12 protein-coding genes and 1 pseudogene are annotated in these 22,050 nt (G+C 75.6%); 8 read left to right on the forward strand and 5 right to left on the reverse strand.

All coding sequences use genetic code 11. The features are described 5' to 3' along the window. Positions 1 to 35 precede the first annotated feature (35 nt). The 7 genes from ACFWOG_RS06755 to ACFWOG_RS06785 all read left to right on the forward strand — a co-directional run bounded on the left by ACFWOG_RS06755 (position 36) and on the right by ACFWOG_RS06785 (position 15,645). Positions 36 to 1,238, forward strand: a complete 1,203-nt coding sequence (locus ACFWOG_RS06755) for a PQQ-dependent sugar dehydrogenase (protein ID WP_380355456.1) — start codon at positions 36 to 38, stop codon at positions 1,236 to 1,238. A gap of 337 nt (positions 1,239 to 1,575) precedes the next feature. Then, positions 1,576 to 2,430, forward strand: a complete 855-nt coding sequence (locus tag ACFWOG_RS06760; RefSeq protein ID WP_380355459.1) for a DUF4132 domain-containing protein — start codon at positions 1,576 to 1,578, stop codon at positions 2,428 to 2,430. Further along, positions 2,427 to 7,622, forward strand: coding sequence for a hypothetical protein (locus tag ACFWOG_RS06765; protein ID WP_380355462.1), 5,196 nt, complete (start codon positions 2,427 to 2,429; stop codon positions 7,620 to 7,622). Before ACFWOG_RS06760 ends, ACFWOG_RS06765 begins: the two co-directional genes overlap by 4 nt. Further along, positions 7,619 to 8,767: an AAA family ATPase gene (locus ACFWOG_RS06770; protein WP_380355464.1), complete on the forward strand. Its 1,149-nt coding sequence runs from the start codon at positions 7,619 to 7,621 to the stop codon at positions 8,765 to 8,767. Before ACFWOG_RS06765 ends, ACFWOG_RS06770 begins: the two co-directional genes overlap by 4 nt. Positions 8,768 to 9,037: 270 nt before the next feature. Further along, complete coding sequence (locus ACFWOG_RS06775) at positions 9,038 to 12,862, forward strand: DUF5682 family protein (RefSeq protein WP_380355467.1); 3,825 nt, start codon at positions 9,038 to 9,040, stop codon at positions 12,860 to 12,862. Beyond that, positions 12,859 to 15,021, forward strand: coding sequence for a hypothetical protein (locus ACFWOG_RS06780; RefSeq protein WP_380355470.1), 2,163 nt, complete (start codon positions 12,859 to 12,861; stop codon positions 15,019 to 15,021). Before ACFWOG_RS06775 ends, ACFWOG_RS06780 begins: the two co-directional genes overlap by 4 nt. Before the next feature lie 156 nt (positions 15,022 to 15,177). Beyond that, entirely contained in the window at positions 15,178 to 15,645 is a 468-nt protein-coding gene (locus tag ACFWOG_RS06785) for a MarR family transcriptional regulator (RefSeq protein ID WP_329878223.1), read from the forward strand. A 64-nt stretch (positions 15,646 to 15,709) separates the two neighbouring features. Here ACFWOG_RS06785 and ACFWOG_RS06790 read toward each other — a convergent pair whose 3' ends face one another. The 5 genes from ACFWOG_RS06790 to ACFWOG_RS06810 form a co-directional block, all read right to left on the reverse strand. Then, on the reverse strand, positions 15,710 to 16,282 hold the full coding sequence (locus ACFWOG_RS06790) for an ATP/GTP-binding protein (protein ID WP_329878221.1): 573 nt from the start codon (positions 16,280 to 16,282) through the stop codon (positions 15,710 to 15,712). An 88-nt stretch (positions 16,283 to 16,370) separates the two neighbouring features. After that, on the reverse strand, positions 16,371 to 16,751 hold the full coding sequence (locus tag ACFWOG_RS06795; RefSeq protein ID WP_329878219.1) for a DUF742 domain-containing protein: 381 nt from the start codon (positions 16,749 to 16,751) through the stop codon (positions 16,371 to 16,373). Next, complete coding sequence (locus ACFWOG_RS06800) at positions 16,748 to 17,179, reverse strand: roadblock/LC7 domain-containing protein (RefSeq protein WP_329878217.1); 432 nt, start codon at positions 17,177 to 17,179, stop codon at positions 16,748 to 16,750. Before ACFWOG_RS06800 ends, ACFWOG_RS06795 begins: the two co-directional genes overlap by 4 nt. Next, entirely contained in the window at positions 17,179 to 19,440 is a 2,262-nt protein-coding gene (locus tag ACFWOG_RS06805) for an ATP-binding protein (protein ID WP_380355475.1), read from the reverse strand. Before ACFWOG_RS06805 ends, ACFWOG_RS06800 begins: the two co-directional genes overlap by 1 nt. Before the next feature lie 438 nt (positions 19,441 to 19,878). Further along, positions 19,879 to 21,150 carry an acyl-CoA dehydrogenase family protein gene (locus tag ACFWOG_RS06810; protein WP_380355478.1) on the reverse strand — a complete coding sequence of 424 codons (1,272 nt, stop codon included), beginning with the start codon at positions 21,148 to 21,150 and terminating at the stop codon, positions 19,879 to 19,881. Between the two features lie 384 nt (positions 21,151 to 21,534). Here ACFWOG_RS06810 and ACFWOG_RS06815 point away from each other — a divergent pair. Continuing rightward, positions 21,535 to 22,050 (forward strand): annotated as a pseudogene (locus ACFWOG_RS06815) (hypothetical protein); the annotation flags it as partial.

The following is a 22,050-nucleotide window of genomic DNA, read 5'->3' on the forward strand; positions in this document are numbered from 1 at the left end:
TCGCCATGCGCCTGCCGCCTCCGGGAGGGTCACCGATGCTCCGCCGCTCCGCCGCCGCCCTGCTCGCCCTGCTTCTCGGACCGGCCGCCGTCGTGGGCTGCTCCTCCGCCGCCGCGCCGGACCGCGCCGCCGACCCGGCACCCACCGGCACGCTCGTCGCCTCCTCGCCGGCCCCCGTGCCGACGGCCGCCGGGACGACACCCGCGACGGCGCCCGCGACCTCCCCGGCCGCCACGCCCCCCGCCGCACCGGCGGTGAACGTCCGGGCGACCGTCACGCAGGACCTCGACGCCCCCTGGGGCCTGGCCGTCCTTCCGGACGGGGACCTCCTCGTCGGCGAACGCGACGACGGCCGGATCGTCCGAGTCGCGGCCGACGGCGGCGCGAGGACCGACGTCGGCACCGTCGCCGGCGTCGCCTCCGGTGGGGAGGGCGGCCTGTTGGGACTCGCCCTCTCGCCCGGATTCGCCACCGATCACCGGCTGTACGCCTACCACTCCACCGCCGACGACAACCGCATCATCCGGCTGGACTACGACCCGACCCGTCCGGCGGGCGAGCAACTCGGCGCTCCCGAAGTCCTGTTGAAGGGAATCCCGCACGGCTCGCGGCACAACGGAGGCCGCATCGGCTTCGGTCCGGACGGCTTCCTCTACGCGGGTACCGGCGACGCGAGCGACAAGGCACTCGCCCAGGACCGTAACTCCCTGGGCGGCAAGATCCTCCGTCTCGCTCCGGACGGCGCACCCGCCGCCGGCAACCCGTTCCCCGGCTCGCCGGTCTGGTCGCTGGGCCACCGCAACGTGCAGGGCCTCGCCTGGGATCCCCAGGGCCGGCTCTGGGCCTCCGAGTTCGGCCAGGACGCCTGGGACGAGCTGAACCTGATCACTCCCGGCGGCAACTACGGCTGGCCGACCGTGGAGGGCGTCGGCGGTCGCCCGGAGTTCACCGACCCGGTCGCCCGGTGGCGTACCGCCGACGCCTCCCCGAGCGGCATCGCCTACGCCGACGGTGCCGTCTGGCTGGCCGCGCTGCGCGGCGGGCGGCTCTGGCGCGTCCCGCTCAACGGGGATCAACTCGCATCTGAGCCGCAGGAGTTCCTGTCGGGCGACTACGGCCGGCTGCGGACCGTCGTGGCCGACCGGGACGGCACGCTGCTGCTCGTCACCAACAACACCGACGGCCGCGATGAGCCGCGCCCCGGCGACGACCGCATCCTCCGCCTGACCGTCTCGTAGCGGCTCGCCGGGCCCGCCCTGCCGGCGGGACCCGTCTGCCGGTCATGCCGTTCCGCCGCCCCGTTCCGCCGCCCCGTTCCGCCGCCCCGCGCCGGGCCTCCGGTCCGCGTCCCCGCTCCCCGGGGCGCCCGGCGTCCGTGCGCCGGGGCCGTTTCCCGCAGCTGTTCCGCGGCCGTTCCGCAGCCGTTCTGCGCTGCCGTTCTGTGCTGCGCTAGTTCATTCGTTCGAGGGGTTTGGAATCGGGATCCGCTCGGGGCCAGCCCCCGCCGGTGGCGTTGTCAGTGTGTCCCGTTACGTTCCTTCCATCACTGACCGACCAGCTGGGAGGAGAGCGGCCGTGGCGTGGGTGGATACGGGTGCGGGTGGCTATCAAGTCGCCCTCGACGAAGAGGGAAAGGTGCTCTGCCGGAATGCGGCGGGGCGTCCGCTGAAGAGCCTTCCGTCGAAGCTCAACGACGATCCGGTGGTGGTGGGGCTCAAGCAGCTCACCGAGTGGCTGGCCGCACACCGGCGCGGCTGCCTGGAGAGCGTCGAGCGGTGGATGGTCCGCTCGCTGCCGGTGCCCGCCGCCGTCGTCACGGCCGTCTGGGCCGACGAGGCCTGGCAGGAGGTCCTGCGCGACCTGGTCGTCACCGGCTCCGACGGCGCCGTCGCCGGGTTCCTGCGCGGTGCCGACGCCGAGCGCGGGATCGGCCTGGTCGACCTCGACGGCGACACCGTCCGCCTGACCGCCGACGAGTTGCTGATACCCCACCCGGTCCTGCTGGCCGACCTGGACGAGCTGCGCGAGTTCGCCGTCGAACTCGGCGTCTCCCAGCAGGTCCAGCAGTTGTACCGGGAGGTCTGGCACCGGCCTGCCGACACCACCGGCACCGAGGTCGACACCTACGCCGGTGGTCACTACGCGGCGCTGCGCGACCTGCTCGGCCGGTGCGCCCGGCTCGGCTACCGGGTCCGCGGCGGTCACGCCGTGCTGCCCGTGGTCGAGGACGGCCGCGCGCTGGAGGCCAGGGTCTGGGTCGGCGACTACTACGAGTACGACGAGTGCGAGACGGGCTCGCTGAGCTGGGCGGGCCCGGACGGCAAGGTCCTGCCGCTCGCCGAGGTCGGACCGGTCGCCTGGTCCGAGGGGACGCGGATGGCCGCCGCGCTGTACGCCGGCCGCACGATCGAAGGGGAGGAAGCCGAATGAGCACCACCGGAGCCGAGCGCGGGACCGCACGCGGGACCGAACTGAGCGAGCGCCTGCTGGACGCCGGGGCGGTCCTTCCGCCCGGTACCCTGCCCGGCGCCGGCGCGCCCGACGCCGTCGCCGACGTCCTCACCGCCCGCAGCTACGCCCACCCGGTGCTCGGCGAGCGCCGGATCGTCCGCCTGGTGCCCGGCGCGCTCGGTCCCGCCGAGGACCTCGCGGTGGACTTCCTCGGCCTCGTGCCCGCCGGGGAACCGGCCGAGGTCGGCCAGGTCCGGCAGGAGGCGCTCGGCTTCCCGGCCTGGGCGCTGGTCCACGACCCGGCCAACGGCCACCACGCGCTCGCGCTGGTCAAGGAGATGGAGCGGCTCGCCCGCCAGGCCAAGTCCAAGCCCGGCCACGCCAAGGACGGCTTCGAGGAGCTGGCCAAGCGGCTCGGCCGCGCGGTGCCGCACTTCCTGCCCACCTACTGCGAGCAGGTCGGTCGGATCTTCCTCGAACAGGGCAACCAGACCTACGCGAGCACCTTCTTCGGCAAGGCCCGCGACGCCGAGCGCACCCACAACCTGACCGTCGACGAGGAGCGGCTGCGCGCCGTCTTCCTGGAGTTCGCCCTCGCCGGCGCGCTCACCGTCAAGGCGCTCCGCCAGTACGTCAAGGAGCTGAGCGTCCGGCTGGACCCGGTGACCGCCTGGCAGCGGTTCAGCCAGCTCTGCACCGAGCGTTCGGCGGCCGGGATGGCCCCCTACGCGGGGGTCGCCGAGGACGCCCGGGCCCTGCTCCGGGCCGCCGGCCTCGACCGCGACGAGCACGAGCGGGTCCTGCTCGCCGAGCTGCTCGCCTCGCCCGCCGTCAACCGGGCACCCACCGCGTTCTGGAAGAGCTGGCACGACGCCATCATCGAGCTCGCCCGGCGCGACGACACCGTCCGCGCCCGCCTGCTGGAGATCCTGCCCGACCCCGCGGGCTCCGACGACCGCGACGGCCAGGACACCGCCTGGCTCACCGTCCTCTCCGAGAGCGGCGCCGACCGGCTGCTCACCGACGTCACCGGTTCGGCCGCGCCCGCCGGTTCCGCCGAGCCGATCGACGGCGGCGCGCCCGCGGAACCCGCCGCCGCCTGGCTTCAGCGCTGGGTGAACCACCTCGGCCGCGGCTGGCGCGATCGCGGCCTCAGCGCCGAGACCCTCGCCCTGGCCGCGCGGATGGCGGCGCGCCTGCGCGCCGAGGCCGTCCCGGTCGACCTCTTCACCGGGGTGCGCCGCAGTGCCACCCAGATCGAACTCCTCGATCTGCTGCTCGCCGAGGGCGTCCCGGTCGCCGACCCGTCCGACGGGCACACCTTCCACCTCTCCGGCTGGGTCCAGGCCTCCGGCACCGACGGGCGCGACCTCGCCGCCGTCGCCGCCGACGCCCGCTTCCGGCCGTCCCTGCGCGCCGCCGTCCCCGACGTCTGGAAGGCCGCCGGCACCAAGGGCGTGACGGCGGTACCGGTGCTGCGCGAGCTGTTCGTCGAGTGGTCCGACGCGCGAGCCGACGAGCTCGCCGCCGTCCGCGGCCTCTCGACCGCCGTCGGACTGCTGCGCGGGCTGTCCTCCAGCCGCGCCGCCATCCGCACCGAGAACCCGGCCGCCGCCGAGCGGATCGCCGCGCTCGACGTGGCCGGCCTGCTCGCCCGCAGCCTGCGCACCGGCATCCTCGACGAACTCGGCTGGCCCGCGCTGGAGGAGGCGCTCGCCCGGCTCGGTGTCAAGAAGAGTGAGGCCCCTGGCTTCGGCGACAGCAAGACGCTCCCCGAGGGCCTCATCCTGGAGGACGCCTGGCCGCACCTCATCCTGGTCCGCGGGGACCAGGCCCTCGTGGTCGGCGCGGAGGGCATCCTCCTCGAACACGCCGTCCGCATCCCCGACAAGCAGGAGTCCTGGCAGCGGCCCCGGTTCCGCTTCGTCGACGGCGAGCTGCTGGTCGCCTGGTTCCACGAGCGCAAGCAGCGCGCCTACTGGTCCAGCCGTCCCGCCGAGATCTTCGACCTCGGGGGCGCGACCATCGCCTACTACTACGGCGGGTCCCAGGAGCCCGACCAGCCGTCGCTCCCGCTGCCCGGCGGCGGCAGGAGCACCGGCGAGCGCCCGCTGCACCCCGGTGACACCCGGATGCCCGAGGAGTACCAGGTCCTCGGCGACGGCACCGGCTACTGGACGGTCCGCCACGGCCGCGGCACCGCCGCGCTCACCGAACTCGACCCGGCCACCGGCACCCTCGGCCGCGCCGCCGAACCGCCCCGGATCGCCGCCACCGCGGCCGCCGGCCGGCTCGACGTCCGGCGCACCCTGCTGCTGCCCCTCCGGCCCGGGCTGGAGGACACCCCGCTCGGCACGGACGGCTCCGCGGTCGGCAGCTGGCTCCGGGTCGAGGGCGGCCGCGTCACCACCGGTACCGCCGACGGCACGACCCTCGTCCTGCACAACACCAGGGACCACGCCAAGCTCTACCCGCTCGGCCGGCTCGGCCTGCCCGGTGGCGCCCACCCGCTGCTCGTCGAACTCCCCAACGACCACCTCGCCTTCGTGCTGCCGACCGACGGCGCCACGGCCACGGGTACCGTCGCCGGGCCGGCCGTCGTCGAGGGCGACGCCGCCGGAGCCACCGCCGACGTCCGGTTCTGCCGCCCCGGTGGCCGCGGCGCCGCCGGCACCGCGCTGGTGCCCCCGCTGCCCTACTGGCACGTCCTGCGGCCGCGCGACGAGGAGGGCTCGCGCCACCTGCGCACCGTCACCGCCGAGCAGGCCGCCCGGCTGATCGACGCGGCCTGGCCGGTCGACGCCGAGCCCGTCCCCGAGGAGCGCCAGCTCTGGCTCACCACCCAGGGTGTGCGCCGCCGGCTGGTCAGCGGCAAGAAGGCCAAGAAGGGGCTCCCCGTCCAGGACGTCGCCGGGATCCTCCCCGGCATCGGGGACCGGCTGCTGCTCGCAGGGGTCACCGGGCTCGCCCGGACCGCCGCCGACCTGCTCGACACGATCTCCCGGTACGTCCCGCAGCCCGAGGCCGAGGCCGAGGCCTCCGCGGACAGCGGCACCACCGCCTTCGCCTACCGGCCGGAGCACGGCTCCGACTACGACCTCGGCGAGGCCGTCACCCTCCTGCTGCCGGACATCGGGGGCTTCGGCCGGAACTGGGAGCGGTCCGCCAACTGGCGCGTCCTCAACAACCTCCGGGCCGTCACCGCCGTCCTCGCCGCACCGCCCGCGGCCACCGGCGAGAGCTGGACGACGCCGCACCGGATCAAGCTGCACGGTGACGACAACCACCACGGCTGGCTGCACCTGCTCGGCCGGCTCGGCACCGCCGCCTACGCCGCCGCCGCCCCGCTCACCTCCGACGCCGCACGCGCCTCGCTCGCGCTGCTGCTCACCGAACTCACCGCCGGCCCCCTGGCCGACCGCGGCGCCACGGTCCGCGAGGTCACCCTCACCGAACCGCTCACCGACCCCAAGGCCACCAAGGGCAAGCACGAGAAGCGGGCCGGCCAGGTGTGGCGGCACGGCGAGCGCACCGTCGTCATCCTCGGCTGCCGCCACCACGAGAACGACCGGGTGCACTGGCTCGCCGTCGACCACGACCCGTCGGGAGCGTTCGGACAGGTCGCGCACTTCGGCGCCGAGCAGGAGCGCAGCACCGAGGAGACCCTCACCGCCGACTGGGTCACCCGCTTCACCGCCCTGCTCGCCCTGCACGGCGGCATCCCCCACCGGGCCGAGCGCGCCGCCGACTTCGGCGACCGCAGCGGCATCGGCGCCGTCCGCGCCACCCTCCTGCTCAGCCCCACCGCCGCCCTCGTCCAGTGGTACGGCGCGCCGCTGCCCGCCGACCGGCTCAAGGAGTACGGCCTCAAGTCCTCCGAGGCGAAGGCCGCCCGGGACTGGGTCCGCGACCGGGACCGGACCGTCCTCACCGACGTCTGGGCGGCCCTGCTGCCCGCGGACCCGGCGAGCCTCTGGACCGACGGCCCCGACACCGCGGCCGCCGCGGCGCTCTGGACCGAACGCCTCGGCAGGCTCGTCACCCTGCCCGAGGAGATCCAGGCCACCGTCAGCGGCGCCACCATCGCGCACATCGAGGAGATCCTCAACGTCGCCCGCACCCCGTGGCTCAGCCGCACCACCCGCCACCGGCTCCGCCCCGAGGAGGACGACGGCTCACTGCGCCTGCGCCCCGACGACCCCGCCGCCCTGCCGGCGTACGACAGCCTCACCGGCGCCGTCGACGCCGTCCGCTGGCTCGCCTACCACCTGCCCTACGAGAGCCCGCTGCGCCCGTCGCTGCCCGGGGCCGCCGTCGCGCTGCGCGCCCGCCTCGCGGACCCCGAGCTGCTGCTGAGCTACGGCTACGTGCAGACCGTCAAGGGCCGCCCGGTCTCCGAGGTGCTGCGCTCCCGGTTCGGCCTGCCCGTCGAGGGCGGCGCCGACACCGACGGCCTGGTCCGGTGCGGCGACGCCGTCGTCCTGTCGCCCGGCCACGGCGACGAGCAGATCTGGCTGCGCCCGGCCGGCCTCACCGGGGCCGACGACCCGGTGCTGGAGCTGCTCGGCGGCCTCGCCGAGGGCTACGGGTTCGCGGACCAGGTGCTCGCGATCCGGACGATCCTCGGCGGCGAGCTCGACCGGCTGGCCGCCCTGCCGGGAGCCGGACCGGCTCCGGACCCCGACGGGGCCGACGGGGCCGACGGGTCCGACTTGTCCTGGCCGCACCACCCGCAGGTCAGCGTGCCCGACCTCGTCGCCGAGGTGGCCAAGACCCACGAGCTCGGTGAGGACGCCGCCGCGCTCTACCTCCAGCTGCTCGCCCTCCCCGACCCGACCGACCGCAACGCCGCCCGCTGGACGGGCTGGAAGCCCGCCCGCCTGAAGCGGGCCCGGGCCGAACTCGCCGGATCCGGACTGGTCCTGGAGGCCAAGCGGGCCCGGGCGGGCCGCACCCTCTTCCTCCCCGGCGGCTGGCAGGAGGCCAAGACTCCCGCCCTGCCCGCCGAGACCTGGAAGGCCGGGCTCTACGAACTGCCCACCCACCGGACCGCGTTGCCCCGCCACGCCGTCCCGGAGCTGTTCACCCGGGCCTGGCAGCGCGTCACCGACGGGGACACCCCCGGCTACGAAGAGCTCCAGACCGGCAAGCGCAGGAAGGCCCGCCGATGACCACCCCCACCACCACGGAACCTGCGGCCGCCCGGCAGGTCGTCCCGCCCGAGGAACGCCACGCCGCCGAACTGGAGTTCCTCGCCGCCTACGACTCCGGCCCCCGGCCGCCCGGCTGGCGCCTCACCCCGCGCGCCGTCATCACCTTCGTGATGGGCAGCGACGGCGAGAAGCTCAAGGCGGGGCGGAAGAGCCTCGCCATCGAGCAGAAGTTCGTCGGCGAGCGGGCCCTCGTCGAGCGGTGCGTCGTCACCCTCGCCGGCGAGCGCGGCCTGCTGCTCGTCGGCGAGCCCGGTACCGCGAAGTCGATGCTCTCCGAACTCCTGGCCGCCGCCGTCTGCGGCACCAGCGCACTCACCGTCCAGGGCACCGCCGGCACCACCGAGGACCAGCTCAAGTACGGCTGGAACTACGCCCTCCTGCTGGCCAAGGGCCCCAGCCGGGAGGCCCTGGTGCCGTCCCCGGTGCTCACCGCGATGACCACCGGCGCGGTCGCCCGGGTCGAGGAGGTCACCCGGTGCCTCCCCGAGGTCCAGGACGCCCTGGTCTCGCTCCTCTCCGAACGGCGGATCGCCGTCCCGGAGCTGGCCGGGAGTCCGGACGGCCAGCTGCACGCGGTGCCCGGCTTCACCCTGATCGCCACCGCGAACCTGCGGGACAAGGGCGTCAGCGAGATGTCCGCCGCGCTCAAGCGACGGTTCAACTTCGAGACGGTCGGTCCGATCGGCAGCCTGGCCGCCGAGGTCGAGCTGGTCCGGCGTCAGTCCACCGCCGCGGTCGCCCGTGCCGGCGCCCCCTACGCGGTCGACGACGCGGTCCTGGAGGCGCTGGTCACGGCCTTCCGGGACCTGCGGACCGGCCGCTCCACCGAGGGCTGGGACGTCGAACGCCCGTCCACCGTGATGAGCACCGCCGAGGCCGTTTCGGTGGCCACGGCCCTCGGCGTCACCGCGGCCTACCTCCCCGACGGCGGCGACCTGCTCGGGCGCCTGCCCGGCCAGCTCATCGGGGTCGTCCGCAAGGACGACCCCGCCGACGGCGCCCGCCTGCTCGGCTACTGGGACGGCCCGGTCCGCCGGCGCGCCGAACAGGGCGCCGGCACCTGGCGCACGCTCTGGGACCTCCGCACGGCGCTGGAGTCGTGAGGTGACCGCGCACACCGCCACCGGGACCGGCGGCCTCCGGCCGGGCCCCGACGGCATCCGCCGGGCCTGCGGCGGCCACCGTCGCCGGGCCCGGTGCGCGGTGTGCGCGACCCGCACCGGCGCACCCGGCCCCGAAACGCCCACCGCCGCACCGCACCAGAGCCACCCGGCGACGGTCGGCACCGCGGCGGCTCCCCGTCCCCCCGGCCGACCCGCCCGCCCGGCGGCCCGGCCCCATCCAGATCCGTTCCACACCGGAGAGGTGAACACATGAGCAGCGCGGTGCTGCCCGACGAGGCGGGCGTCGACGACCCGCGAGGCGTGGTCGAGGCGGAAGCGGCCCGGCTGGCCGACTCCGGCCTCGGTGCGCCCGGGCCGTACCTGATCGGGGTGCGCCACCACGCGCCCTCGCTCAGCGCGGTCGTGCCCGCACTGCTCGACGCCGCCCGGCCCGAGGTGCTGCTCGTCGAGCTGCCCGCCGAGTTCCAGCCCTGGCTGGACTGGCTGGCGGACGAGTCCACCCGGGCGCCGGTCGCCCTCGCCGCCGCGCCCGGCGGCCCGGACGACGGCGGTGACGCGGGGCGCGGCGCCGGAGGGCTCGCCTTCTACCCCTTCGCCGACTTCTCGCCGGAGCTGGCCGCCCTGCGCTGGGCCCGCCGCAACGGCGTCGAGACGGTCGCCTGCGACCTGCCGCTCGCCCTTCGGGGCGCCGAGCGCGGTTCGGCCCCGGCGGCGGGGGAGCGGGCCGCCGCCGGCCCCCTGCCGGGGGTGGCCGACGCCCTCCGGCACCGCCTCACCGGCCGCGAGGACGACGACCTCTGGGACCGCCTGGTCGAGACGGCCGCCCCGGGCTCCGCACCGGAGGCCGTCCGCCGCGCCGCCCTGCTGGTCGGCTGGGCGCTGCGCCGGGACGCCCAGGACGGCCCCGGCGTCGACCCGTACGACCTGCGGCGCGAGGACTGGATGCGGTCCCGCATCGAGGAGGCCGCGGCGGGTGGACGCCGGGTGGCCGCCGTGATCGGCGCGTTCCACGCCCCCGCGCTGACGGCCGCCGGCCCGGCCGCCCCCGGGGACGCCGCCCGGGCCGCGGACCCCGCCGACCCGGCCCCCGCAGGCGGCGGCCACGTCGTCTCGCTGATCCCCTACACCTACCCGCTGCTCGACGCCCGCTCCGGCTACCCGGCCGGCATCCGCGACCCCGAGTGGCAGCACACCGTGCTCGACGCGGGCGGCGACCCGGACCGGCTCGCCGAGGCGCTCACCACGACCGCCGTCCGCATCTGCGAGGCGCTCCGCAACCAGGACCACCCCTCCGGCCCGGCCGACGCCCGCGAGATCGTCCGGATCGCCGGCGACCTCGCCCGGCTGCGCGGGCTCGCCGCGCCCGGCCGGGGCGAACTGATCGAGGCGGTGCAGACCGCCCTCGCCCAGGGCGAGCCACTGGGCCGCGGCAGGGCCGTCGCCCGCGCCCTGGAACGCGTCCTGGTCGGCACCCGCACCGGCCGGCCGGCGCCGGCCGCCCCGCGCAGCGGCCTCGCACCCGCCGTCGAGGCGCTGCTCGCCGAACTCGGCCTGCCCGGCCCCGGTGAGACCGCCGAGTCCGCCCCGCGGGATCTCCGCCTCGACCCGCTCCGGTCGTCCCTCGACCGGCGCCGCGAACTCCTCCTGCAGCGGCTCGCCGTCTGCGGCGTCCCGTACGGAGACCCGGTCGCCACCACGGGCGCGGGCGGTACCGAGACCCTCTCCACCCGCTGGCGCGTCCAGTGGACCCCGACCGCCGCCGCGATGCTCACCGTCGCCGGTACCCGGGGTGTCACCCCGGCCCAGGCGGCCGAAGGCGCCCTGCGCGAACAGCTGCGCCGTGAGCGGCAGGCGGACGGCCCGACCGCGCGCGAGGTCCTGCGGGGCCTGGCCGACGCGGCCGCCTGCGGGCTCCCCGCCCTCGCCGACTCCCGCCTCGCCCAGCTCACCGCCGTCCTCCCCGAGAGCGGGACCCTCCCCGAACTCCTCGACGCCCTCGCCCTCGTCGACCGGCTCAGCGCCGGCCACGTCCCCGGCCTCGCCCCGGACCCGTCCGGCACCGGTCACGACGCCGGCGGCGACGCCGATCACGACGCCGATCACGACGCGGACCGCCCGGCGGCACCGCCCGGCCCCGCCCGGTCGGGCAGGGCCGAGGCCCTCGCCGCCGCCGCGGAGGTGGTGACGGTGGCCGCGGTCCGGCAACTGGAAGGGCTCGGCGGCTCGGACGAGCCGGCCGACGCCCGGGCCCTGGTGGAACTGGCCCGGCGGGCCGACCTCGCCGGGGGCCTGCGGCTCGGCCACGCCCTCGCCGAACTCTCCGACGGCGGAAGCCCGCTGGTCCGCGGCGCGGCAGGTGCGGTGCGGGTGCTGCTCGGACACGAGGAAGCCGCGGTGTTCGGCGGCCGGGCCGCCTCCTGGGTGGACGGGGCCACCGGTCCCGAGGCACGGCAGGCTCTGGGCCGGTCGCTGGTCGGACTGCTGACGGCGGCCGAGGGCCTGTTCGCGAGCGCTCCCGAAGTCCTCGAACCGGTGCTGGAACGGGTCGTCACCCTCGCGGACGACGCCTTCCTGGACCGCCTGCCCGCGCTGCGCGGCGGCTTCGACACCCTCAGCCCGGCCGCCCGCGACCGGTTGCTGACCCTGGTCGAGGAGCGGCTCGGCGCCCGTCTCGACGTCCTGCCCGAGGAGGTGCCGCCGGCCCTGCTCGCCGACTGGTCCCGGGCCGACCTGGCCGCCCGGGCCGCACTGGGCCGTCGAGGACTGCTCCCGGCGGCGCTCACCGCGCCGGACCGCGCGGGCGCGCACCCGGCTCCCGGCGGCACTCCGGCCCGCCCGTCCGGCGCGGCACCCGTCCCCGCCGCAGACCCGTCCGCCGACCGCCCGGCCGCTCCCGCAGCCGGTTCTGCGGCCGACCCCGCAGCCGGTTCCGCCCGTGCCCTCGGCCCTTCCGAGCGGTGGCGGCTCCTGCTGGGCCGGCCCGGCGACGGCGGCCTCGGCGGGCGCTCCGCCAGGCTCGCCACCGCCCTCGACGAGCTGTACGGGACGGGACACGGCGAGGGTTCCGGCCCCGGCCTGGACGGCCGGGGCGGCGGGAACCGCGGTGGACGCGAGGCGCCGTTCCCGGGCGTGCGGGAGTGGTCCGAGGAGCTCATCGCCCTGTTCGGGCCGGGTATCCGGGAGGAGGTCCTGGCGGCGGCCGTCGAACGGGGCCGGACCGACGCCCTGGCGGCGATCGACCCCGGCGCCGTCCGCCCCTCCGTGGACCTGCTGCGCACCGTGCTGGAGCACGCGGGCGGCCTGCCCGAGGCCCGGATCGCCGGACTGCGCCCGCTGGTCCGCCGCCTGGTCGACGAGCTGACCCGGGAGCTGGCGACCACGCTGCGCCCGGCCCTCACCGGGATCAGCGTGCCGCGCCCGAGCCGCCGCCCGGGCGGCGGGCTGGACCTGCACCGGACGATTCGCGCGAACCTCGCCACCGCCCGCCCGGCCGAACCGGGCCCGCCCGGCAGCCCCGGCGGCGGCCTGGTGATCGTCCCGGAGCGGCCGGTGTTCCGCACCCGGGCCCGTAAGGCGTCCGACTGGCGGCTGATCCTGGTCGTCGACGTCTCCGGCTCGATGGAGGCCTCGACCGTCTGGGCGGCGCTGACCGCGTCGATCCTGGCCGGGGTGCCCTCGCTGAGCACCCACTTCGTCGCCTTCTCCACCGAGGTGGTGGACCTGACCGACCGGGTGGAGGATCCGCTGAGCCTGCTCCTGGAGGTCCGGATCGGCGGCGGCACGCACATCGCCGCCGGCCTGAAGTACGCGCGGGAGCTGGTGACCGTGCCGTCCCGCACGCTGGTCGCGGTGGTCAGCGACTTCGAGGAGGGCGGCCCGATCGGGGGGCTGCTCGCCCAGACCCGGGCGCTGGTCGACTCGGGCTGCCACCTGGTCGGCTGCGCCGCGCTGGACGACACCGGGACGGCACGGTACTCGAAGGCGGTCGCGGGCCGGCTGGTCGCGGCCGGGATGCCGGTGGCGGCGCTCAGCCCGCTCGAACTGGCCCGCTGGGTGGGGGAGAAGGTCCGATGACGGAGACGGGAGCGGTGGGAGCGGTGCAGGAGACCGGGGCGGACTGGCCGGCGATCAGGCCGGAGGTGGTCGCCGAGGTGGTGGCGGGGCTCTCGGCCCGGCTGCAGAAGCGGCTGGACAGCGCGGCGGCCAAGTTGGCGGGCCGCCCGGTGGAGCGCACCGGCGACGACTGGCGGATCGCCGTGGACGAGGAGGCGGAGCTCGTCCTGCACGCCCCGGGCGGGGTGATCGCCGATCAGGCCGACGTCCGCTGCGGCTGCCTGCTGGCACCCGCGTGCGTGCACCGGGCGGCGGCGGTCACCGTCTGCCCGATCACGGACGAGGAACCGGCCGGGCGACCGGGCACCGGAGGCGCCGGTACGGACGGGGCGGGGCCGTCCGCCGCGGCCCCGCCCGCCGGCACTCCGGTCGCCGCTCAAGGGACCACTGCCGGGACCACTGCGGGGACCGGTGACGGCGCGCCCCCCGACGTCCTCGCCGCCGCCGAGGTGGCCGCCGTGCACCACCTGCACCGGGCGGGCGCCGCCGTCCTGGCGGCCGGCGTGGGCGGCGCCGGCGCCGTGCTCCAGGCGGAGCTGCTGCGCGCGGCCCACCGGGCGCGGCTGGCCGGGCTGTACCGGCCGTCGGCCGCGGCCGTGGCGGTGGTCACCCGGGTCCGGGCGGCCCGTTCGGGGGAGCCGGACCACCGGCTGGCCGACCTGGTCGCCGCCCTGCGCGAGCTCCTCGGCCTCACCACGGCCCTGGCCGACGCCGCGTCCGCCGCCCCGGCCGGTCCGGCGGACGGCGCCCCGGACGGTACCCCGCCTGTCGTCCCGGTCGGCATCGCCGGCCTGCGCGGCACCGCCCGCCAGGCGTACGGCGAGGCAGGCGGTCTGCGGTTGTACGGGCTGTTCAGCGAGCCGGTACTGACGCCCACCCATGCGGGTGCGGTCACCTGGGCGGTCGACGCGGGCGGCGGCCTGCACACGATCGCCGAGATCATGCCGCACGCCGACGCGACGACGGCGGCACCGCAGGCGGTCGGTGCCGGGAACCGGGCGATCCGGCTGGGGGACGCGCTGCTCAGCCACCGCGAGTTCACCCGGGCCGGTCTGGCGGTCCAGGGCGCCACCCGGTCGGCGGGCGGGCGGCTCGGCGCGGGTGCCGCGGTCCGCGCGGTCCGCGCCTCGGGGGCCGCGTGGACGGCGGAGCCGATCGCCAGGCTGTGGGCCGAGCCGCCCGCCGCGCAGGTGGAGCGGGCGCTCGCGGCGGCGGCGCTGCCCCCGGAGGGCAGGCCAGCCGGGAGCGAGCTGCTGTTCCTGGAGGTGACGCTGATCGGTGCCGTTCCGTACGGGCCGGGCGGGGCACTGCAACTGCTGGCCGACTGCGGCGGGGCCGTCGTGGTGCTCCGCGCCGCGCACGACCACCCGGGGCTGGCCCACCGGGGCAACCTCGCGCTGCTCGCCGCCGCTCCCGGGCTGCGGCTGAGGGTGGTCGGCCGGCTGGAGCGGGCGGCCCGGCCGGAGCTGCGGCTGCTTGCGGTCGGGGCGCCGGCGGACGGTCCGCACCCGGGCGAGCCGGCGCTCGCACTGACCGACCGGGCGGACCGGGTCAACCTGGGTCTGGAGCGGCTCCAGCGGGCGGATCTCGTCCTCCCGGCCGAGACCCCGGCCGAAGCCCCGACCCCGTCCGGCGCGGAACCGGAGGGCGCGTCACGCCTCACCGGAGCTCCTTCCGCCCCCGGACCCCTGGCGGCCCTCCCGGACCGGGAGGGCCCCGCGGCCCCGGTCCACCTGCTCACCCGCCGGGTCGAGCAGGCGGTGACCGGAGGCCGGGCCGCGCTGACCCTCACCGTGCGGACGGCCGACGGCGCGCGGTCGGTGGACGGTGACCGGGCACGACTGCGGTCGGCGGGTCTGGCCACCGGTGCCGCGCTGCTCGACGGGCTCCGTTCGGCGGCTGCGGACCAGCCGCGCGACGTCTTCGGCCGGGTGGTCGCGGACGACCACGAGGCGTTCGCCGTGGCCTGGCTGGCAGCCGCCTGGTACGGGGAGGAGCTCGCCTCGGCGCTCTGCGCGACCGCCTGGACGTCCGCGATGTCCGGGCCGGTGCCCGCCGCCGGGCCGGTGCCTGCCGGGGAGGGGGCGTCCGTCCATTCACAGCTGTCATCCCAGCCATAAGGGGAGGTACTTGCACGAGCAGGTAAACGGCGCCGAATGGCATACTGGGAGGACATGAAACGTTCGACCGGTCGTCCTACCGCCGACCGGCAGTGGACGACAGGCGATGGCAGGACCGTCGCCAGAGGGACGACCGGCAGCAGAGAGGCTCCAGCCATGGGTATCCAGGACGATGCCGCCGAGATCCGCGCCTGCGGCTGGCGCACGCTCGCCGCGTTGCACGGTCAGATCGACACGGCGCTGGAGAAGGCGCTGCAGGCCGAGCACCGGCTCTCGGTGGTCGAGTACACGGTGCTGGACGCCCTCTCCCGGCAGGACGGCTGGCACATGCGGATGCAGCAGCTGGCCCGGGCGGCCGCGCTGAGCAGCAGCGCGACCACCCGGCTGGTGACGCGGCTGGAGGACAGGGGGCTGCTCAGCCGCTACCTCTGTGCGGACGACCGGCGCGGCATCTACACCGAGCTGACCCCGCAGGGGCGCGAGCTCCTCGCGGCCGCCCGGCCGGTCCACGACGCGGCCTTGGAGGCGACGCTCACCAAGGCCGCCGACGTCCCCGAGCTGGCACCCCTGGTCCGGGCCCTGTACGAGCTGGAGCTGACGCCGGCGGCCCCGGTCAGGACCTGACCGGGGCCCGGCCGCGAGTCGTCCGTCGGCGCCGCGCCGCGCCGCGCGGAAGCCGCGCGGCCCGTCAGCGCTGCGCGGCGAGTGCTTCCCGGTGGACCCGGTCGAGGAGGGCGAGCAGGAGCTCCTTGCTGGAGGCGCGGTCCCGCACGTCGCACAGCACCACCGGGACGCCCGGGTCGAGGTCCAGGGCGCGCCGGACGTCCTCGGGGGTGCAGTCGCGGCGGCCGTGGAAGCAGTTGACCCCTATGGCGAACGGGATGCCGCGCTGCTCGAAGAAGTCCACGGCGGCGAAGCTGGACTCCAGCCGCCGGGTGTCGGCCAGCACGATCGCGCCGAGCGCACCGAGGGCGAGGTCGTCCCACATGAACCAGAACCGGAACTGGCCCGGCGTGCCGAACAGGTAGAGCACCAGGTCCTCGCGGACGGTGATCCGGCCGAAGTCCATCGCGACGGTGGTCGTGGACTTGCCCTGGATCCCGTCGAGGCTGTCGACCCCGATGCTGGCGCGGGTCATCCGTTCCTCGGTCTGGAGCGGTTCGATCTCGCTGACCGAGCCGACCATGGTGGTCTTGCCGACGCCGAAGCCGCCGGCGACGAGGATCTTGACCGCGCCCGGCACCAGGCTCTGGGTCGTCACGTCGGGTCTCCTGGGAGGGAACTGAACGGAACACGAATGAACGGGGGACTGCGACGGCCGCGGGGACGGCCGGGCGGGCGACGGCCGGTCAGAGCCGGCGCACGCCCTCGATGACGGCCCGGATCAGCGAGATGTCCGGCGCCTCGGCGAGCTGCACGGGTGCCCGGGTGAGGATCATCCGGGCCTCGGCGAGGTCGTCCAGCAGCACCTTGACCACGCTCACCGGGAGGTCCAGGCTGGCCGCGATCTCGGCCACCGCCAGCGGGCGTTCGCGGCAGAGGTCGAGGATCGCGGCCGGTTCGGGCGTCAGCCGGCTGGTGTCCGTGCGCGCGTCGGCGGTGACCACCAGGGTGATCAGAGCGAACCCGTCACGGACCGGTCCGGTGCGCCCGTTGGTGATGGCGTAAGGACGGACCAGATGGCCTGCGTCCTTGTCGAAGAACCAGGCCTCTTCGGCGTCGACGGTCACGCACTGCCACCCGCGCCCGACAGGCCGGCGTCGCTGCGCGGCGCCGCCGTGAGGTACTGGCCGACCTGCTTGACCAGCATGTTGATCTCGTAGGCCATCAGCCCGGCGTCGACCGCCTCGCTGGTGAGGACGGCGAGCCGGGCGCCCTGGCCCGCGGTCGTGACGAACAGGAACAGCTGGTCCATCTCGATCACGGTCTGCCGGACCCGGCCGCCGTTGAACCGGTGCCCGGCGCCGCGGGCGAGGCTCTGCAGGCCGGAGGCGACGGCGGAGAGGTGCTCGGCGTCGGCCCGGTCCAGGCCCTGGGAGAGCCCGACCAGCAGGCCGTCCTCGGAGAGGACGATGGCGTGCCGGGTCTCCGGGACCCGCGCCACCAGCTGGTCCAGCAGCCAGTTGAGGTCGCGCTGGGTGTCGGTGTGCTGCGTCATCACTGCTGTTCCTTAGCTGCGGAAGGTGCGGCCGGTGCAGAGGGAGTGGCCGGTGCGTCCGAGTCGGGTGCCGCCGCACGGGCGGTACGGGTGCCGCGCTGGATGGCGGCCATGGTCGCGCGCGAGCGCTGAGGCATCAGGTCGTCGGCGGCCGGGGCCGCCGGTCCGGGCCGGCCGTACGGGTCGGCTCCGCCCTGCGGTCCGGTCCGGCCGAACGGGTTGTCCCGGCCCTGGGCCGCGGCGCCGGGGCCGGTGGCCGGGGCGCCGGGGTGGGCCACCGGCGGAAGCATGGCGCCCGGGGCGTGGGCCTCCCGCAACTGCTCGGCGAGGCTGGCGTTGCGGACCCGCTGGGGCAGGACGCGGGGGGTGCGCAGCTCGCCGTCGGGGCCGTGCTCCGCGGCCTCGTCCTCGGCCCGCTGGTGCGTCGGCGTGCGGGGCGCGGCGGGGAGCGCGTGGCTCCCGCTGCCGTCGCCGCGGTCGGAGCCGGCGCCGGGAGTCTCCGCGGAGCCGTTCTCCCACGGCCCGGCGGGACCGGCCGACGGACCGGCGGCCGGATCGCCCGCCTGCTGCTCCTCGTACGGCAGGGGCAGCACGGGTCGTGGGACGACCACCGCACCGGGCAGTCCGGGGATCTGCGCACCCACCTGCAGGCCGCCGTTGACGGCGGGGTCGTTCTCGCCCCGTGCGCCGCCCATGGGGTAGCGCGCGAGCAACTCGCTGATGGCGAGCCCGCCTTCGCCGCCGGTCGTTCCGGCGACCGGGACGCCGTTCGCGGGCGTCCCGTCCACGAGCGGGGCCTCGTGCCACTCGGGCCCACCCGCGACCTGGCCGGGAACGGCCTGGCCGGGAAGGACGTGGCCGGGGAGGACGTAGCCGAGGTCGCCGGTCACCGCGGTGGTGTCCGCGGTGGTGTCCGCGCTCCGGCCCACGACCGCGCCCGGCGCCGAGTCCGGTGCGCCGCCGGAACCGGGCGTCGGCCCGGTGCCCAGCAGCCCGCCGAGCACGCCGGCCAGGGCCCCCGACAGCTCCTCGTCGATCTCGCCCAGGTCCGCGTCCGGGCCCGGCAGCGGCTCCGGTACCGGAGTCCGGGTGACCCGGGCTCCGGCCGGCAGGCCGGGAACGGAGGCCGCCTGCTCGGCCTGCTCCAGCAGCACCGCCGGAACCAGCACCACGGCCCGCGTCCCGCCGTAGGGGGAGGGGCGCAGGGTGACCTGGATGGCGTGCCGGGCGGCCAGGCGGGCGACCACGAAGAGGCCGAGCCGCAGGTCGTCGCCGAGCGCGGAGACGTCGAGCTCGGGAGGGTTGGCGAGGTAGTCGTTGAGGCGCTCGTACTCGTCCTCGCCCATGCCCAGGCCGCGGTCCTCGACCTCGACGGCCAGGCCCTTCGGAACCTCCTGCGCGGAGACCTGGACCTGGGTGTACGGCGGGGAGAAGGTGGTGCCGTTCTCGATCAGTTCGGCGACGAGGTGGATCACGTCGGCGACGGCCTGGCCGCTGAGCGAGGAGCGGGGCACGCCCTGGACGACGACCCGGGCGTAGTTCTCGGTCTCGGAGACGGCGCTGCGCAGCACGTTGACCATGGGCACGGCGTTGCGCCAGCGCCGGGCGGGCAGGGCGCCGCCGAGGATGACCAGGTTCTCGGCGTTGCGCCGCATCCGGGTGGCGAGGTGGTCGACGGCGAACAGTTCGCGCAGCAGCTCGGGTTCCTCGTGCTCGCGCTCCAGCGCGTCGAGCATGCTGATCTGGCGGTGGATCAGGATCTGGGTGCGCCGGGCGATGTTGAGGAAGACCTTCTTCGTCCCCTCGCGCCCCTGGGCCTGGTGGATGATGGCGGCGACCGCGGCCTGACGGACCGCGGCGAGGCCGTCGGCGGTCTGCTGCACCTCGTCGCCGACCCTGCGGGCGGGGGCCCAGGCGGGTGGGGACGGGACCGACTCGCCGGACTGGAGCCGGCCGACCACCTGCGGGATCTCGTGCTGGGCGATCGCGAGGGTGTCCTCGCGCAGGCCGGAGAGCCTGGCCGGGAGGGAGCGCGCGACGCGTATGCCGCGGACCAGGCTCCAGAGCAGGACGGCGGCGAAGACGGCACTGCCGGCGTACAGGGCGGTGGTGTCTCCGGAGTCGCGCAGCAGGTAGGCGGCGTAGCCCCAGGCGGCGGCGAGGCCGAGGCAGGGGACCAGCGCGAGCGCGAGGAGCGAGCTGCGGAGGGAGCCGGACCGGCCGGCGCGGTGGCCCGTGCGGGGGGCCGATATGCCTGGCATCTGATTCCTTGTAGCAGGGCCGAACGGCGGGGTCGCCCGTGTGCGGTACCGGCCGGGGCTTCGGGGGTGCCACGACCGGCGGGTCCCGGAAGGGTCGCCGACGTGGATGACGCGGTGTCACCGTCCGGACGGGTGCAGCACGGCCGCCGACTGCAGGCACGCTACCAGCCCCAGGTGCCCTCACTGCAACATCAACTGACGATATGTAAACGGCCGGTGACGGATGGGTCCGTTCCCGGACGGACCGTCGGGCCGGGGATCGCCGCTGGTCAGCGGAGCTCCGGGAAACGCCGGACGGCCTTCCGGCGGCCGATGGGTGGTCGCCGGAAGGCCGTCAGGGACAGGTCAAGGGCGCCTGTTCCGAAGAGTCGTCCGTTTCGCCGGAAGAGATCCCGAAGGAGCCCCTCCGGGCTCCCGGCCGGTCGTCGCCGGTGCGGTTCAGCCGGCCAGCGGCATCCGGAACACCGCACCGACCTCCGCGGCGGCCTCGGCCGCCGCCTCGCGCTGGGCCAGTTCGGTCCAGGCCCAGCTGGCCAGGCCCGACAGTTCGGCGGACCACTGCTTGCCGTAGGTGCCCGAGGCCACCTGGCCGAGCCGCAGCCGCTGGATGTCGGAGGTGCCGGCCGGCGGGTAGACGTGGGTGGCGTCGCGCAGGTAGCGCTCGATGTTGAACTCCGTCTGCAGGCCGCGGGCGGCGTGGATCTCCATCGCGTTGCGGGCCGAGTCCAGGGCGTACTCGGTGTTGACCAGCTTGGCGTTCATCAGCTCCGCGTCGCACGCCTTGCCGTGGTCCAGCAGGTGGGAGGCGTGGTAGGCGGCGAGCTTGGCGGTCATCAGGCGGGACTGCATCTCGCCCAGCTTCAGGGCGATGTTGGGCAGCTGGGAGAGGGGCTTGCCGTAGAGCATCCGCCCCTCCGCGAACCGCACGGTGTCCTCGACGATCGCCACGTGGATGCCGAGCGCCACGGCGGCGAGGTTCAGTCGCCCGTACAGGGTCGAGGAGGAGTAGGCGACGTCCAGGCCCTGGCTCTCCCGGCCGAGCCGGTTGGCCACCGGGATCCGGCAGTCCTCGAAGAGGATCTCGCCGAAGCTGAAGCCGTGCAGGCCGCTCTGCGAGCCGAGCGTGCCGGTGCGGAAACCGGGGCGGTCGCTCTCCACCAGGAAGGCGGAGAGGCCCCGGCTGCCCTTGCCGGTCCGGAACACCACACCGTGCACGTCGCCGATGTGAGAGTTGCCGACGAACCACTTGCGGCCGTTGAGGACGTACTCGTCGCCCTCGCGCCGGGCGGTGCCGGTCATGCCGAGCACGTGGCCGCCGGACTCCGGCTCGGTGACGGCGATGGTCGGCAGCGACTCGCCCGAGGCGAACCTCGGGAGCCAGTGGCGGCGCTGGACGTCGTTCCCGAAGTGGATGACCTTGGCGACACCGAGCTGCGAGGCCTGGGCCATGGCGCCCATCGCGCCGCTGACCCGGGACAGCTCCTCGACGATCACGGTCTTCGCGAGGTGGCCGAGGCCCAGCCCGCCGAACTCGCGGGGGATGGTGACTCCGATCCAGCCACGACGGGCGATCTCCCGGGACAGTTCGAACTCGACCCGGCGGTCGGCCTCCATTCTGGCCACCTGTGGGCGTATCTCCTTCTCCGCGAACTCCCTTACCTCCGCTCGGAGGTATTCGTGTCGCTCGTCGGTGAAGTAGTCCATCGCCATGCCCGGGTCCTCTCGGATCGTCTGGTGGTCGTGCCTCCGTCCGTGCAGCCGATCCGCTCCGGTCGCCCAGGCGTGGGGGTGGGTGGCGGCCGGTTGCCCCATTGCAGCCGGTGCGCGCGGAGTATCGGCGATGTCCAACGCTGCCCGAAGGAAACCACCGTTTTCGGCAGGGCTCATTGTCATATGTGGCTTGGTAGTGCTCCATAGTTGATCTTCGATTGGCGAGATCCTGATCATCCGAGTTCGACCGAGGATTGAGATGGCCGCAGGAGGGGGAAATGATCCAACCCGCTTTCCCGGGTCGACCACGTCGCCGTCCACATGCACCTTTGACTGAGCATCAGCAAGCTGGATGTGGTGGGCCGGGAGCGCGGAAAGCGCCGCATGTCTGATTACATGTGCGCCATGACTGATGTGATGAGCACTCAAGGCCAGTTCCCGGGTGCCGCCGGGGAGTCCGAGCGGACCCGCAGGCTGCGCAGCCTGGGTCTCAACGAACCGACGGCGGACGAGGCCTTCGACCGCTTCGCCCACTTGGCCGCCAGCATCACCCGCGCCCCCATCGCGATGGTCAACTTCATCAACGACGAGCGCCAGATGTTCCGGGGGCTCTACATTCCGCCAAACTCCGCCGATGTCACGTCCGACGGAGGTGCCTCCTGGGCGGATCGCGGGATCGCCTTCGACCTCCCGACCCGCGAGATGCCGCTGAGTCACGGCTTCTGCCCGCACGTCGTCGCCCAGCGCTCGCCGCTCGCCCTGGACGACATCCTCGCCTACCCCCGGTTCGCCGGTAACCCGGTCGTGGGGGGGGGGGGGGGGGGCGCGGCCCCCGCCCCCCCCCCCGGGGCCCGGCCCCACACCCCCCACCCCCCCCCCGCGCGGAAAAAAAAAAGAAGG

The organism is Kitasatospora sp. NPDC058406 (assembly GCF_042722765.1).
In the GTDB taxonomy this organism is placed as follows: domain Bacteria; phylum Actinomycetota; class Actinomycetes; order Streptomycetales; family Streptomycetaceae; genus Kitasatospora.

Coding starts and splice junctions, on each gene's coding strand:
- ACFWOG_RS06755 (WP_380355456.1), top strand. CDS start 36: ATGCTCCGCCGCTCCGCCGCCGCCCTGCTCGCCCTGCTTCTCGGACCG.
- ACFWOG_RS06800 (WP_329878217.1), bottom strand. CDS start 17,179: ATGACGCAGCACACCGACACCCAGCGCGACCTCAACTGGCTGCTGGAC.
- ACFWOG_RS06770 (WP_380355464.1), top strand. CDS start 7,619: ATGACCACCCCCACCACCACGGAACCTGCGGCCGCCCGGCAGGTCGTC.
- ACFWOG_RS06775 (WP_380355467.1), top strand. CDS start 9,038: ATGAGCAGCGCGGTGCTGCCCGACGAGGCGGGCGTCGACGACCCGCGA.
- ACFWOG_RS06805 (WP_380355475.1), bottom strand. CDS start 19,440: ATGCCAGGCATATCGGCCCCCCGCACGGGCCACCGCGCCGGCCGGTCC.
- ACFWOG_RS06785 (WP_329878223.1), top strand. CDS start 15,178: ATGGGTATCCAGGACGATGCCGCCGAGATCCGCGCCTGCGGCTGGCGC.
- ACFWOG_RS06765 (WP_380355462.1), top strand. CDS start 2,427: ATGAGCACCACCGGAGCCGAGCGCGGGACCGCACGCGGGACCGAACTG.
- ACFWOG_RS06780 (WP_380355470.1), top strand. CDS start 12,859: ATGACGGAGACGGGAGCGGTGGGAGCGGTGCAGGAGACCGGGGCGGAC.
- ACFWOG_RS06810 (WP_380355478.1), bottom strand. CDS start 21,150: ATGGCGATGGACTACTTCACCGACGAGCGACACGAATACCTCCGAGCG.